General features: G+C 48.1%; 10 protein-coding genes. 4 read left to right on the plus strand and 6 right to left on the minus strand.

The features are described from left to right. The 4 genes from QUB64_RS28575 to QUB64_RS28590 form a co-directional block, all read right to left on the minus strand. A partial coding sequence (locus QUB64_RS28575; RefSeq protein ID WP_333394289.1) for a DUF4347 domain-containing protein occupies positions 1 to 2861 on the minus strand: 2861 nt, incomplete at its 3' end. Between the two features lie 1099 nt (positions 2862 to 3960). Further along, on the minus strand, positions 3961 to 4416 hold the full coding sequence (locus QUB64_RS28580; protein ID WP_333277175.1) for a hypothetical protein: 456 nt from the start codon (positions 4414 to 4416) through the stop codon (positions 3961 to 3963). Positions 4417 to 4534: 118 nt separating this feature from the next. Next, positions 4535 to 4705 (minus strand): hypothetical protein, encoded by a 171-nt coding sequence (locus tag QUB64_RS28585; RefSeq protein ID WP_333277177.1) that lies wholly within the window; start codon positions 4703 to 4705, stop codon positions 4535 to 4537. Positions 4706 to 4764: 59 nt separating this feature from the next. Then, positions 4765 to 6261 (minus strand): hypothetical protein, encoded by a 1497-nt coding sequence (locus QUB64_RS28590; protein ID WP_333277179.1) that lies wholly within the window; start codon positions 6259 to 6261, stop codon positions 4765 to 4767. Positions 6262 to 6495: 234 nt separating this feature from the next. Here QUB64_RS28590 and QUB64_RS28595 point away from each other — a divergent pair, with 234 nt between their 5' ends. The 4 genes from QUB64_RS28595 (at position 6496) to QUB64_RS28610 (ending at position 9916) form a co-directional block, all read left to right on the plus strand. Next, on the plus strand, positions 6496 to 8169 hold the full coding sequence (locus tag QUB64_RS28595; RefSeq protein ID WP_333277181.1) for an ArnT family glycosyltransferase: 1674 nt from the start codon (positions 6496 to 6498) through the stop codon (positions 8167 to 8169). Between the two features lie 537 nt (positions 8170 to 8706). Beyond that, complete coding sequence (locus tag QUB64_RS28600; protein WP_333277183.1) at positions 8707 to 9222, plus strand: hypothetical protein; 516 nt, start codon at positions 8707 to 8709, stop codon at positions 9220 to 9222. 3 nt (positions 9223 to 9225) lie between these two features. Continuing rightward, positions 9226 to 9711: a transposase gene (locus QUB64_RS28605; RefSeq protein WP_333277185.1), complete on the plus strand. Its 486-nt coding sequence runs from the start codon at positions 9226 to 9228 to the stop codon at positions 9709 to 9711. Continuing rightward, on the plus strand, positions 9692 to 9916 hold the full coding sequence (locus tag QUB64_RS28610; RefSeq protein ID WP_333277252.1) for a zinc ribbon domain-containing protein: 225 nt from the start codon (positions 9692 to 9694) through the stop codon (positions 9914 to 9916). The genes QUB64_RS28605 and QUB64_RS28610 overlap by 20 nt, the downstream gene beginning before the upstream one ends. Here the strand turns inward: QUB64_RS28610 and QUB64_RS28615 are convergent. Both QUB64_RS28615 and QUB64_RS28620 read right to left on the minus strand, forming a co-directional pair. After that, on the minus strand, positions 9893 to 10141 hold the full coding sequence (locus QUB64_RS28615) for a hypothetical protein (RefSeq protein WP_333277187.1): 249 nt from the start codon (positions 10139 to 10141) through the stop codon (positions 9893 to 9895). The two genes, QUB64_RS28610 and QUB64_RS28615, sit on opposite strands and share 24 nt — an antisense overlap. A gap of 292 nt (positions 10142 to 10433) precedes the next feature. Further along, complete coding sequence (locus QUB64_RS28620; protein ID WP_333277189.1) at positions 10434 to 15008, minus strand: response regulator; 4575 nt, start codon at positions 15006 to 15008, stop codon at positions 10434 to 10436. Between the last annotated feature and the right edge of the window lie 27 nt (positions 15009 to 15035).

Raw genomic sequence — 15035 nt, forward strand, 5'->3', positions numbered from 1 at the left:
TTGCCGAAAAGCAAGTCATTATCTGCACCGCCGTCAATGTTGTCATTGCCGCCCATGCCGTAGATAGTGTCGTTGCCTGCAAGTCCGTTAATCGACTCGCTGGTGCTGCCACCCATGATGAAATCGGCAGTGTTACCCCCGTTGACAGTTTTTTGGACGGGGTTGGGGGTGATGGTAGCAGGGTCGAGTTGCGGGGCGTTGAGGCCATCAAGCGGGGAACCATCCCCAGCCGGAGTTGGAGTCGGCGCGGGTGTCGGAGTCGGCGCCGGAGTCGGAGTGGGAGTTGGAGTCGGCGCGGGTGTCGGAGTCGGCGCCGGAGTTGGAGTTGGAGTTGGAGTCGGCGCCGGAGTTGGCGTTGGTGCCGGAGTTGGCGTCGGAGTTGGAGTTGGCGCCGGAGTTGGCGTTGGCGCCGGAGTTGGAGTTGGAGTTGGAGTCGGCGCCGGAGTTGGAGTTGGTGCCGGAGTTGGCGTCGGAGTTGGAGTTGGCGCCGGAGTTGGCGTTGGTGCCGGAGTTGGCGTCGGAGTTGGCGTTGGCGCCGGAGTTGGAGTTGGAGTTGGAGTCGGCGCCGGAGTTGGAGTTGGTGCCGGAGTTGGAGTTGGAGTTGGAGTTGGCGCCGGAGTTGGCGTTGGTGCCGGAGTTGGAGTTGGAGTTGGAGTTGGCGCCGGAGTTGGCGTTGGCGCCGGAGTTGGAGTTGGAGTTGGAGTTGGCGCCGGAGTTGGCGTTGGCGCCGGAGTTGGAGTTGGAGTTGGCACGACTCCACTGGTGTATTCAAAAGATCCGCTGTCAACGATCGCCCCTGGGATAGTATCACCATCTTGAGGGCGATTTACGCCGCGCTGATCCAGTGCCGGTGCGCCACTTGCAACCCCTTTATCAATTGCCGGACTTCCGAGCAGCAGAGGCCTGACGAAAGCGCCGTTGATGTTTTGCAGAGGGCCGAGTTTCGGATCGGCGACCGTCACACTTGTCGTCGCCTTGGTATCAGTGCTAATCACCGGCCACTGAAAATTCCCTCCTTGATCGGTGTATTGGGCGGTGGTGTGTTGCTGAATTCCCCAAGGGTTTCCTCCGTTGCCCGCTGTATTGTTGGAAAGAATCGTGTTTTTGAGGGTGACATCGTTGGCATCGGCGAAGATACCTCCACCAACCCAGCCGGCGTAATTATCGGCGATCGTCGTGTTGACAATAGTTGTGGGCGCACCAAGAGTCATTGCACCGCCAAGTTTGTTGAAATCACCAGCACCAAACGCCGTGGAGTTGCCAGAAAACGTACTGTTAGTAATCGTAGCAGGGGCATTGCGTGTCCACAGACCACCACCTTGATTGCCAGCTTTGTTGCCAGCAAAGGTGGTGTTGGTAATGGTCAATCCCTGGTTGGTGCTGTCGCTCAAAGTCGTTACCGCACCACCGTTTCCAGTATTTCCACCGTTGGGTAGCGCCAGAATTTCGTTATTTTGGAAGGTGCTGTTTTCCAAAATTACCTTGTCTTGGTTGCCGGTGAACAGATAAGCTGCGCCTCCTTCACCTCGACCTTTATTGTCTTGAAAGACGCTATTGGTGATCTTAATTGTGCCGGAAGCTTCGTTCAGATCGCTGGCTCTGTCTGTGTAAACTGCGCCACCAAAACCCCTTAAAAAGGGATTATCTTGGCCTGTTGCGTAAACGGCGGCGGTGGTGTCGTTGCCGATAAATCGCGAGTTATCAATTGTTAACTTGCCCTGAAGGCTGTTAATTGCCCCACCGTTAATTCCTTTGTTGTTGTTGAAGTCGCTGTTGGTGACTGTAAAAGCTTTGGAGCTCAAAAAGCCGATCGCACCTGCACCACGTTCGTCATTACCTGCGGTGGCGATGTTGCCGTTAAATTTACTGTTCGTTACTGTCAGGGTATTGTTGTTATTGCCGAAAATTGCCCCACCACCCTTATCGGCAACGTTGTTATTGAACTGAACGTTGTCTACTGTGAGCCTTACTTCGTCAGTTGTACCGATCGCACCGCCGGTATCAGTAGTTTTACCGTTGATAATAGAGAGGTTTTTGACTGCAAAACTCGTAGCAGTGCCCACTTGTGCATTGACAAAAAAGGCACGGGATGCGTTGTTACCACTGATGGTTAAACCAGCGGCGGCGGCGCCGTCAATGGTGAGGTTTTTGCCAACGGGAATATCGAGTTGACCGCTGGTGAGGGTGATGGTTTTGCCAGCCAAACCGGGAGCGAAGGTAATTGTATCGCCAGCTACAGCGGAGGCGATCGCAGCCCTTAAGGAACCTGCTCCGCTATCGTTATTATTGGCAACCACGATAGTAGCTAAATCACCTTGGTAATTTGCCATCGTGTCCGGCCGCAAGGCTAAAGGAGATTCAATTTGACCCTTAGCAAATTCTAAATTCCAGTCGCCATCTTTGCCGGTGATGTTGGTGGATGCGGCAACGTCAGCCCCGGTTAATTGGCTGAATTTGTCAACGAAATTAGCACCTGTACCTGAAGCTACATCGCAGCCGTACAGCATGATGTCTGCTTCTGGGGCTAGTGAAGTCTGCCACTTTTCCAATTGGCTTTTGTATTGATCGATATTATCTGAACCCAGAGCGGTATTGCCAAGTTGCAGGCTGCCTGAACTGCCGTGAGAAATAATGTGAACCGAGTCGATCGCCCCGTTGGTAGAGGCATAGTTTTCAATTTCAGAGGTAATTTGTTCGATGCCATTTTTGGTGCTATCGAGTATTACTACCTGCTGTCCCGGCAGAACTCCCGCTGCAATAGACTCGTAATCTTCCACCCCAGAATCAATGAATACTAAGGAACGTGGGGGCAGTTTTTCCAAAGAAGATTGTGAGTTAGTTTGAGCGAATGTTGAACTCATTTTTGATACTCCATTAAGGGCGTTACTGGTAGATACAGCCCTGGAGTAATCTCATCAGCCTTATTTGATTACATCTTAACACCAATGTTGAAAAAAATGCAACAGATTTTTAAATCAATTATTTAAATGATTGTTTTTCCGGATTGTACTTGTTGGTGCTTGTAGTTACTCGATTTTATTGTGATAATCCTTGGGCATTTTATATATTTTGATTTAAAAAAATTCAAAAAAATCCAGCTTTTAAAAGCCGGATTTTTTCAGCACAATTTGGCGACCAATACCCATAATTACAGGCATTTGAAAATATGTTAAAGGGTAATTTACTACTGGTAAACCCTCTAAATTAGATTTAGAATTTTGAATTATAGTTGGAGAGTTTTGGTGGAAGGACACGGCTAGATCTAAGTCCCCACCTGTATTTCAGCGAATTTTAAAATGAATTATATAATAATACATTTTGAATAATTCCGCATTCTTAAAACCAAGAATGCAACTGTCGGCAAGAGTAAAACTACGAGCGACCTCAGTCATTCCCTATTTAAAAATCTCAAATCCTATGAGATATTACCAATTTAAAAAATCCTTGCTACAACACTTTTAGTTTAGGAAAGTTTACTAAAATATTGTAGCTGGTGCGTCGCTTGCTAGATTTTCCATCTTTTTTTGATATAGCGGTTCTCAAAAACATGAGGTATGCCCTATGCCCTATGCCCTATGCCCTATGCCCTATGCCCTATGCCCTATGCCCTATGCCCGACATACCTCACCTTTTTGAGAAAGGCTATACTATCGATGGATCCACACCCTACCAATATTGTTGCATTGATTTTTCACGCTTGGTATATACTACTACGCTGGCTAGATTTGTGAGAGACCAGAATACTGATACCAAGTTGGTTTGGTGGCATTTACTAACAATCAAAACTGTCTGACATTCAGTGCTGATTAATCGATCGCAATTAAGTTGTTTGCGCACTCTTAGCACGAACTTTGAGGACTTGGGGCGTCACTACAAACGTTATGAGAATTATTGAGCCGGAGTTGATACGATCGATCGCAGATTCAGCCAGATCGCATCGTCGATCGCCCCATCAGGCGGTTAATGACAATTCCATTGGGGCCAATCACCCTCAGCACACTCCACAGCCTCAATTACAACACTCTCCTTAGCAAACAATCGATCGCGCGCGCAGCCGTTGCTGAGTGTGTCGCTATCTCGATCGGCATAACACAAACCCAGTCCGTTTTTGTCGCTCACATCACTGTGCCAATTTAGCAATTGGCTGTTATCTAGTTCGAGATCATCTGAACTACGGCCAGAAATTGTGCAAACTTTGTCAATCTCTGCAAGCATAGAGGCATATTTTTGAAGTGCCGAAGTAACTTGCTGGATGCCTTGAGAGGTGGACTTGACTAAAATTACTGCAACCGCGGCCAAAATCCCAGAGACCAAATATCCCCCGTCATTGATGCTGGAGTCATTGAATGCAAAGCTTCTGGATGCGGGATTTTGGTATTCCGAGGCGGGATTGATTTCCGTCAAAGAAGTGAACATATTCCTTCCTCCAAAAGGGTGTTGACTGGTAGATGTACCCTTGGAGTCAGACCGCAGGAAACAGGCAGCAACCTGGTTTGTATTGCTTGTGCCTATTCAACCCACTTATCAGTTTCGCCTATTTCCGCGGCGCTGCCATCCGCGATCGCACGGAATTTATATTTTCCGTATTTCCCCAAACTGCCAGCAGGCCAGTAATTACCGATAGATCCGGTATCCTGTAGGTGACTGCTTCACAAAAGAATCTAATTGCCGGCTCGTGCTCCAAACCCCGATCGTCATCCGTCATTCCGATCTAAAATCTAAAATGGTATGACAGTTAGTCGATCGGCTGCGCCACAGCACCGCTCAAGAGTCTGTAGCAGAGGGCGGTTTCTTCCCAGCATTCCGAATATTAATAATCTTATTGAGCGCCTCGAACCAAAAACCAGCTCCCATAGAAATAGCTACGCCGCTCAACATCCAACCAAACAATTTTGCCATCAAAGCCGGCAACAATAATTTCCCCTGGGCGTCTAGCTCTAACCTGTTCGGTTCGCTCCAGCCAAAAGGCAGAGCTACTTTATCCAAAGCTCGATCGACCTCATTTTGAACTTTGGTGAGATTCGTTAAATTATCTAATTTCGTGTTAGCGTTTTTTTCCACCAACTGCTTAGCGTACAAATTAACAGTCGATCGCAGCATCGAATCCTTCGACAACCGATTAATAATATTAATTGTGTCAGCATTAGCAGCCAGGGCGATCGCAGTTCCGATCAAAATCGCCACCCCTCTAGCATTCCGCTTGTAAACCCCCGAAGCGCGCTCCATCGATTGGTCAAACCAAATTTCAATTTCTTTCTGAAACCGCTGCAACTGCTCTTGAGTATCTCCGCCACCAGTTTCAGCGCGCTGCGCTAAAATATAAAGGCTGCGTTTCAAAGATTCTGGCATACTGTCCAAGGTTTCTTGAATTTGTTTGTAAATCGGACTCTCCTCTTTCTCATCCATAATTTGTGCTACCGCATCCTGACTTTTCCTAACTTTCCTAACAGTATTTAACAGATTGCTCAAACTCGGTTGCAGTTGCGCCCGCAGCGCCACCCGCTCAAATTCGCTGTCAAAACTCGCCTTAATAAAAGCCATCTGCCTCTGAAATTCTCTCCCTCCCAGCTCGGTTTCTGGCAGATAAACCTGAGAATCATTAATATAAAATCCCAACTTTTCCGACATCCGATCCAAACTATTGTTCAAACTTCCCAAATCGTTTTTATAATCTTCAACAACTCGATTGAACTCCGCAGTCAGCCAGCCAAATTCTTGCTCGATAATCGGTTTAGTAGACTCCGGCAGATTCAGACCCTCTCCAATCACTTGAATTTGTGCCAACTGTAAATCTTTAAATCTTTCCAATCGGCTTTTAGACAGGGATTGCATCAAAATAGAAATTTTTAAAGTATCCAAAAGGCTAGCAGCAAAACCATCTGCTGGAATATAAGACGGCCCTGTTGATTTATTGCCGAAAACATTTTTAGTGCGAGTAACTCGGCGGTAAAAATCTCCCATGCGGTGAGTAAAAGAGCGGAATCCTTGTGAGATAAGCCCTTTCGCTCCCTGATTCAAATCCTTGATAATCGGATTGGCGTAAATCGAATTTGCCAACTGTGCGACTCGCTGAAATTGCAGCGGATCTTTCGCACCTTCGCTTCCTCCAGAAAGCAGCACTTCGATCGACTTTTTTAAATGTTCCGCCCGCCACTGCATAACAGTAGCAATCAGTTCCTGAATTTCCGAAGCTAGCAAGCTTAAAGTCAGGTAGATAAACACTAAGCCAATGATAATATCAATAATTACAGGCAAGTTCATGGTATTTTCCCGATCGCAAATAACTGCTGTATAAGTTTACCTTCTGTTTGGGACGCTAAAAACTCTGTTAACAGAGAGTGTCCCAACAGCATCCAACCCCAGCCACTTACTCGAAACCCTTAATTCATAAGTCATTCCCAATTCTGCAATCTAAAATCGCGAGACGTTTGGCTCGTCGAACCTGTCACGCCGAAGTCTAAAATCTAAAATCTAAAATCTAAAATGGTATAACTTATGTCAGAAATCTTTCCATTCCCGCGCCGGAAACCGAAAACTCGCTTCAATGACAGTTGGACAGACAAACTGTGGATGCTGGCTTTTCTGTTGGCTGCGGTGCTGATTTTCGGGCTGAATCTGGGCGGCGTGGCGTTGCGGGATTGGGATGAAGGAATTGCAGCCCAGGTAAGCCGCGAAATTTGGCGGGGAAATTTACATTGGCTGTATCCGACGATCGGCTCCGTGCCTTATTTGAACAAGCCGCCGCTGGTACACTGGCTGATCGGGCTGTGTTTTCGCGCCGGCGGCGTCAGCGAATTGACGGCGAGGTTGGCACCGGCAATGCTGACGGCGGCTTCAGTGCCCCTGCTTTACGCCATTGGCAGGGAGTTGTTTCCGCAGCGCTCGATCGCCATTTTTTCGGCTCTCGTGTATCTGACGCTGCTCCCGGTAGTGCGGCATGGACGTTTGGCGATGTTAGACGGAGCAGTTTTGTGTTTTTTGCTGGCATCCATGTGGTGTTTGCTGCGATCGCGCCGCGACTTGCGCTACGCTTTGGGGGCAGGGATTGGGTTCGGACTCATTTCTCTGACTAAAGGCGTGATGTTGGGGCTGCTGCTGGGCGCGATCGGCTTTGTTTTCCTGATTTGGGATACCCCCCGACTCCTCACTTGTGGGTATCTTTGGGGCGGATTGGCGATCGGAACATTCCCGGTAGCTGCTTGGTATTTTGCCCAATGGCTGCACTACGGCCAAGATTTCATCAACGCTAATTTAGTAAACCAATCTTTCCGGCGCATTTGGGAAACAGTAGGCGATCACGAAGGCCCGCCCTGGTATTATCTTTTAGAAATTTTAGAATCAGCATGGCCGTGGCAGTTATTTTGGCTGCAAGGGCTGCGTTTGAGTTGGGAAAATCGCAATTTTCCCGGGCCAAAATTAGTATTAGTTTGGACTGGAGTATATCTGCTGGCTATTTCTGTGATGAATACCAAATTGCCTTGGTATGTTTTGCCAGTTTATCCAGCTTTTGCGATCGCCGTTGGCAGCTATCTCGCTGAAGTTTGGGAGCAAATGTCGGTGCCGGGAGAATCGGCAAAAGATGAAGCAGAAGAACATTTTAATGCTATATCTTTGTTGCCTCATCCCGCGATTTTGTGGCTGCTGGCTGTAGTTTCTCTACTCGGTTGCCTGTACTTCGGCGGTTTCGTGCCGCTTGGGGGAAAATTTGCGCCCCCCCAGCGAGATTTGCAGTTAATGCTGATGTTTGTTGCTTTGACAATGACACTGGCGGCCGTGTTGCTGCACCGCAAAGATCGGCAGTTTCTCTTAGTTTTAATTTGGGGAACTTACGTCACGCTGTTAGTATTTGTCGCTTCCGATAACTGGGTTTGGGAACTGGCGGAGGATTATCCGGTGAAGCCGATCGCCGAAATTGTCCGCCAAGGAACCCCAGCGGGCCAGCAAGTCTTTACCTCTCATAAATTACCTCGTCCGTCGCTGAATTTTTATAGTGAGAGGCAAGTTATTGTCGCCGACGGGCCGACGCTGAAACAGAAATGGCAATCTCTCCCGCCACCTTATTTTCTGTTAGAAAAACCTGTACTCAAACATCTAGCCTTGGAGAATGCTCAGGTTGTCAAAACAGCCGACGATTGGGTGTTAGTAACTAAAAAGTCAAAGGGTTTGTAGTGAGGACTTTAGTCCTCAGGAATGAGAATTATAGCCTTTCTCAGAAAGATGAGGTACTCATGGCCAAACCGGCCAAACCGGCCAAACCGGCCAAACCGGGCAAACCGGGCTATCCTCACCACGCTTGAGAACCGCTATAAATAACTTACAATTTTTATTGTTATTGTGGGACGGGCGGGACGCCCATCCCACAAATATGTGTAAATTATTTAATTCGCGATCCTCAGTTATTGTAGGGTGCATCACCAGCTATGTGATGAATCTATCAACTCAACTCATCCATCAAATATCTCGCTCGATCTCCCTTGATGAGTAATCCCACTTCGAGATAGGGGAAATTCTTGAGTTCAACTAGAACAGCAGGATTCCCCCACCATACCGATCGAAGGTTGGTGGTGGGAGGAATGCGCGTGAGTGGACGATTCCACCCGACTGCAATCTGACAATCGTAGATCTCGGCAAGTAGTCGGGTGGATGAGTGAGCGAACAAATTCCTGGTTTTTGCCAAAGTTTCACATATTGAGATATGATGGACTTATGAAACAAGTTCTGACAGTATCTTGCAAGCTCGAAGTAAGCCTGGAGCAATCGACGAAAATCGATTCGACGCTCTTGGCGTTTGCTGCTGCTTGCGAATACGTCAACCAGACTGTCCCCCCAACTCTGACAAATGAGTTGGCGATGCAATCCTTGGTTTATCACGATGTCAGAGCTAGATTCAGCTTGGGAGCTCAATTGGCTATTCATGCGATTAGACGGGTTTCTGGCAACAGGAAGACGGCTAAGAAAGATGGCAAGCCAGTTAAAAGCTTTGCCCCAACCAGTGCCACTTACGACCCCCGTACCTTCTCTTTTAGGGAGAAAGACTGGACGGTAAGCTTGACTACTATTGACGGTAGAGAGCGGTTTAAGTTGGCTATTGGCAACTATCAGCTTGGATTGCTGAAGGGACAAATCCCCAAAACAGCCACGCTGATCAAGCGTAAAGATGGTATTTACTATCTGAATATTCAGCTTGAATCTGTGCCCCCAGAACCACTCGAAACTGATTAAATTTTGGGTGGCGATTTTGGTCGAACTGACATTGTTGTTACCTCCGAAGGAGATAAATTTAGCGGTAAAGAAATTACCAAAATTAGAAATCATTACGCCCAACTTAGAGCGGATCTCCAACAAAAAGCCACGAGAGGCACACGCAGTAATCGACGCAGATGTCGAGCATTGTTGAAACGGTTGTCGGGCAAGGAGAAACGCTTTCAGGAATTGGTAAATCACACCATCAGCCACCGACTGATATCTAGGGCGGTTTCGAGTAACCAAGCTATTGCTTTGGAAGACTTGACGGGAATTAGAGAGCGCACTAATAGCCTTCCCCGTTCTAAGAAGGAGCGGAGACTTAGCAATAGTTGGGCGTTCTTCCAGTTGCGGCAATTCTTGATTTATAAAGCGATAAAACATGGTGTAAAAATCTTGTTTATCGACCCTAGATATACGTCGCTTTCCTTGCCACAATTGCAACCATATCCACCCTGTTCGGGGTGAATCCTATCGGAAAGGCAAGAAATTCGAGTGTGGACATTGTGGCTATATTGGCGATGCGGATTATAACGGAGCGAAAAATATTTCGGCTCTTGGGGCTGTTGTAAACCAGCCTAAAGGTTCGGGGCTTTGTTGTTCTTTGAATAGTGATGTCTCAAGGCTATTGAAAGCCCCCACCATACCGCTATACGCGGTTGGTGGTGGGTAGTTTACTAATAACCCCTCGATCGGTTTCCTCGATCGCAACACCTGCAACTGTGTCTGTCGTCGAAATATGTATATAAGCGATATCTCTTACCCAATATTTCGTGTACGAGAAGGTAATATCTGGATGGGACAATCCAACAACCTTCCATTCTTCTGAGAAAACCTCATAGGGAGGATTATCAATAGAAAACGCCTGCCCGATCGTGAACCCTTCAGTAATGTCCATAATCTTGTGCAGTCGTTCGGTTTGTTTGCAAGAGTTCTTGAAAGGTGCTGGTGCGTCGCTATTAAATTGTCGATTTTGATGTAGAGATTTATCGCGGGCGACACACCCTACGGCTCAATAAGGTGCAGGTGCGTCGCTATGAAATTGTCGATTTTGATGCAGAGATTTATCGCGGGCGACACACCCTACGGCTCAATATTTTAACCAGGTGCTGGTGCTATAGATTACCAATTAACAATTACCAATTACCGTCCAGTCCCTCATTGATCCGAGAAAGGCTATAAGTTTTCTGCTATTGATAATCAACAGAGTCCCTTTCTATTTTCAACGCTGTTTCGACTCTTTGATACTCGGCCTCAACCTGTTCTAAAAGCCCGGAGTCCATCCCAGATAAAGGCTTATTTGCCTCTGTCCCCATCCGGCCCATGATTTCGAGTTCCTCGCACAGCTCAAACAAACGAAAAGCACCGAGAGTACCGCTAATCGACTTCAAAGAGTGAGCATCCCGCCTCAAAGCCAGCGGATCGGCGTTGCACAGGGCCATAGAGATGCCTTGCAGCAGTTCGGGAGCTGTTTCGAGGTAAATGTCGATCGCCTCGTCCAAAGCTTCCACATCTCGCAGTCCCTCTATAATCTTGGCACTCAGGCAATCGCGGCTCTCTGACAAAGCCCGATCGAGATTTGATGCACCCCACCCGACGACGGAGGGCGAATTGGGAATTGTCTGTTGTTGATTGGACGCAACAGCCCCATTCGATCGCACTTCTAATTCACTTGTTCCTCCTATTTGTTCAATCTGCGAGTTCATACAAAACATCGGCTGGGGGAGCTCAAAGTCCCCATTCGATCGAGATTTACACGCGCTCAAAGCTCGAACCAACTCCTCAATCTCGATCGGCTTGCTCAAATAGTCGTCCATCCCCGCAGCCATGCACTCTTCGCGATCGCCCCGCATCGCATTTGCCGTCATCGCCACAATCCAAGGCCTCGTTGATTTTTGATTTTTGATTTTTGATTTTTGATTATTTGATTGCTGATTATTTGCGGAAACTTCTGATTCTCCTGTGGGATTTTCTCTCGATTTTTGATTTTTTGATTGCTGATTATTTGCGGAAACTTCTGATTTTTCTGTGGGATTTTCTCTCGATTTTTGATTTTTTGATTGCTGATTATTTGCGGAAACTTCTGATTCTCCTGTGGGATTTTCTAAGGTGAAATCTGCTGAAAATTCCTCACGGATGCGGCGGGTAGCTTCCAGTCCGTCCATTTCCGGCATTTGCACGTCCATCAGCACCACATCGTAAGGCTGGCGGCGCAAAGCTTCGAGCACTTCGATACCGTTTCCCGCCACATCCGCGCGATACCCCATCCGCTGCAAAATTTGCAAAGCCACCTTCTGATTCACCAAATGATCGTCAGCCAACAGAATCCGCAGGGGTAAGTTCTGGGCCAGCACGGGTATGGTTTGTAAGAAAGGTGTGCTGCTGCGCTGCACTCTAATTTCAGTATTCTGTTTCCCAAAAATATTGATTAAAACATTGTAAAGCTGAGATTGTTTGATCGGCTTGTTCAAAAAAGCAGCAAAATCCACCTCAATCGCAGGGGTGTTAATTTCTTGTCTGCCGATCGAAGTTAGCATCACTAACGGCAACTTTTGGCACTCGGGATACAGGCGAATTTCCGCAGCTAAAGCCAACCCGTCCATTTGTGGCATTTGCATATCCAAAATTGCCAAGTCAAACACCTCTTTAGCCGCGATCCAATCCAAAGCCAAACGAGCCGAAGCTGAAGCCCTAGGCACCATTCCCCAAGACTTAGCTTGGAGAGTCAAAATTTGGCGGTTGGTTGCATTGTCATCGACAATTAAGACTCGCTTCCCAGTTAATTCAGGTTGAGTAGTGCTCAAATTAACTGGTAATGAACTGTTGCAGGCACCAACGATCGTGCTGAAATAAAAAGTAGAGCCTGCGGATTTGGGATTTGCGTCGCTCTGCTGGCTGCTGAGTACAGATTTGCCAGAGCAATATTTTTCAGCAATTTCGCAAGATTCTTCACATTCCACATCAAAAACAGCAGCTTTAAAATCTGCGGGAGGATTGCCCGCAAGACTTCCCATACTTTCCACCCACATCCTGCCGCCCATCATTTCGGCCAAACGCTTGCTAATTGCCAAACCCAATCCGGTACCGCCGTACTGCCTGTTCGTTGAAGAATCAACCTGACTGAAAGATTTAAACAGCCGATCCATGCGATCGCCCGGAATGCCGATACCAGTATCTTTAACCCCAAATTGTATTTCGTATACTTTGTGAATTGCTCGCGGTTCGCCATTAATTGCTGGCGGTTCTTGAGCGTCGATCGCGGACACTGCAAGCTTTTTGGCAGTCACCGAAACCACCACTTCTCCAGATTCAGTAAATTTAACAGCATTGCTGAGCAAGTTGATTAAAATTTGCCTCAAGCGGGCGCTGTCACCGATCGCCGTTGGTGGTACGGAGCGATCGATCAAGTAACCCAATTCCAGTTTTTTTTGTGCCGCCTTAGCAGCTACCAAGTCGAGGGATTCCTCAATGCAAGTGCGGATGTCAAACGGATGTTCCTCCAAGTCCAATTTGCCCGACTCAATTTTCGAGAAATCTAGAATATCGTTGATCAGCGTCAGCAAGGCATCGCCGCTGCTGCGGATAGTTTCTACAAAATCGCGCTGTTCCCGACTTAAGCGGGTATCCAGCAGCAAACCTGTCATGCCGATGACTCCATTCATCGGAGTGCGAATTTCGTGGCTCATGGTGGCTAAAAATTCGCTTTTGGCTTTGGTAGCTGCCAGTGCTTCGTCGCGGGCTTTTGCCAAATCTACGCCTGTTTGCTGGCGTTCGAGTTCGCTGCCCACCCACTGAGCCATCAGTTTCACCAACTCTCTATCTACAACTCGGAACGGTTCTGTCAGAGGAGTCGGAGCAAAGAAGCACAGAGTGCCGTAAACTTCACCTGCCACCGTGACGGGAATGCCCATGTAAGCTTCGATCTTGAAGGCAGGATTGGGAGTATTGAAACACAAACCCGAATACCTCACCGACTCAAAGTACATCGGTTCTTTTGCCATTGCTGTAGCTACGCAGAAGGTTTTTTCCAAATCGTAGATTTGTGATTTGACGATCGACTCGTCGGGACACTCAACAGCCATTATTTGATAGTTGTCGCCTTGAATCCGCGACAAAATTCCCACGGACAAGCCTAACTGCCTGCATCCCATTGCCAGCAGTTCTTGGAGGCGCAAATCAAAGGTAGAGAGGCGGCCCTGGGGGTCTGTACGGGGAGCCGAAGTCACTTGGTACAAAGCTTTAATTGCAGCTTCGCTTTCTCGCAGTTCTTCTTCTGTTTGCTTGCGCACGCTGATGTCGCGCGAAACGCCGATAATTTCTTCCACGGAGCCGGTTTGGGGATCGCGGATCGTGCGGCTGGTGGTTTCAAACCAAATGTAATTGCCGTCTTTGTGGCGGATGCGGTAGCTGAGGGTGTAAGTAACTGGGAGCGCCAGGATTTTCGAGTAAGCTTTGGCAATGGTTTCTAAATCGTCGGGGTGAAAATAATCGCTGGGGAGGCGGCCGATCAGTTCCGAAGGTTCGTATCCCAGCAAAGCGTGGCTGGCGGGCGAGACGTAAACAAACACGCCTTTGGGGTTGTGTCTGGTAATCATGTCGGTTGAGTTTTCGGCCATCAACCGATAGCGGTTTTCGCTCTCCTTACGTTCGACTTGAGAATTTCCCAATGCTTCTAGCATTCGGTTGATGTCGTCGGCCAAGCTTGCGAGTTCATCTGCTCCGGGCATCTGAACGCGCAAGTCTGCGTCGCCGTTGGCTGCGATGTTGCTGACGCTGGTGCTCAAGTCCGCCAATCTCGCCAAGACTAAATTTTCTAGCAACAGCATGGCGATCGCGCTAAATATTAAACCTACTGCCAATATCGAGAAAGTAAAGAGTTCTAGGGTAGCCTGACCTTGGCTAGAGATTACTCGGTCTACTTCTACTCGCAGCAGCAGCGCTAGCTTGCCCCGGATGTCCCGAATCAGGGCGTATCCTGCGACTACGCTGTCGCTGAGCGGCTCGATTAAAATTTCTACTGATTTGAGGTTGGAAATTTTGAGTTTGAGATTCTCCAAATCCTGCCTGGAGCGAGCCAGCGCCTTTGCGCCGTACCCCGAGTAGTTCGTGGCTCCCACTTTAAAATCTAAACTCGGCAATCTAAAATCCACTGACAGGTGAGTCAGTTCCGAAAGCAAACCAATTTCGGTGTTGTCGAGGTAGCGTGCCAGGATCAGCGTCCCCCGCGGTGGGCCTTGGGCGTTGCTGTTGACGATCGGTTTTGAGGCTATCAGCAGCGTGGCTTCTGGCAGGGTGACGACGCCTGTTTTGGCGGGGTACCCCTCCTCAGAACCTGTCGATGACTCTAGCAACGCCTCGGTCAAGTGCTGTTGCAAGTTTGCCGGAATCGGGATTTCGGTTTTGGATTTCAGGTCAAAACCTTTGCTGAAGATGGTTTTACCGTCGGAGTCCAGCAGCACCAATAAGTTTAATCTCAAGTAAACAAATGTCGAATTGACGAAATTTGACTTGACAAATTCCTGGTTCCGTGTATCGACAAAAGAGTACGTATCATCCCACTCGGCGTAATCTTGGGCGCTGGTGTCTAAATTCGACAAGTCGTCATCTAAGGCATCCAAAGCCCGCGCGACATCCTGGCGGACGTACTGTGCCTCCAGGTTGTTAAAATCGTGCAGCAAAATGGTTGATGCAGTGGCATAGAGAACCACAATCAGGCTGATCAGAGCTGCACCGATGATTAATAGTGTTTTTTTTCGGAGTTGCATGGCGTCGTCCTCCTCACGGTGTTACTG

The sequence above is a fragment of the Microcoleus sp. Aus8_D2 genome (assembly GCF_036702665.1).
GTDB lineage: Bacteria > Cyanobacteriota > Cyanobacteriia > Cyanobacteriales > Microcoleaceae > Microcoleus.

Coding starts and splice junctions, on each gene's coding strand:
- QUB64_RS28585 (WP_333277177.1), bottom strand. CDS start 4,705: ATGACGGATGACGATCGGGGTTTGGAGCACGAGCCGGCAATTAGATTC.
- QUB64_RS28615 (WP_333277187.1), bottom strand. CDS start 10,141: ATGGACATTACTGAAGGGTTCACGATCGGGCAGGCGTTTTCTATTGAT.
- QUB64_RS28590 (WP_333277179.1), bottom strand. CDS start 6,261: ATGAACTTGCCTGTAATTATTGATATTATCATTGGCTTAGTGTTTATC.
- QUB64_RS28600 (WP_333277183.1), top strand. CDS start 8,707: ATGAAACAAGTTCTGACAGTATCTTGCAAGCTCGAAGTAAGCCTGGAG.
- QUB64_RS28580 (WP_333277175.1), bottom strand. CDS start 4,416: ATGTTCACTTCTTTGACGGAAATCAATCCCGCCTCGGAATACCAAAAT.
- QUB64_RS28595 (WP_333277181.1), top strand. CDS start 6,496: ATGTCAGAAATCTTTCCATTCCCGCGCCGGAAACCGAAAACTCGCTTC.
- QUB64_RS28620 (WP_333277189.1), bottom strand. CDS start 15,008: ATGCAACTCCGAAAAAAAACACTATTAATCATCGGTGCAGCTCTGATC.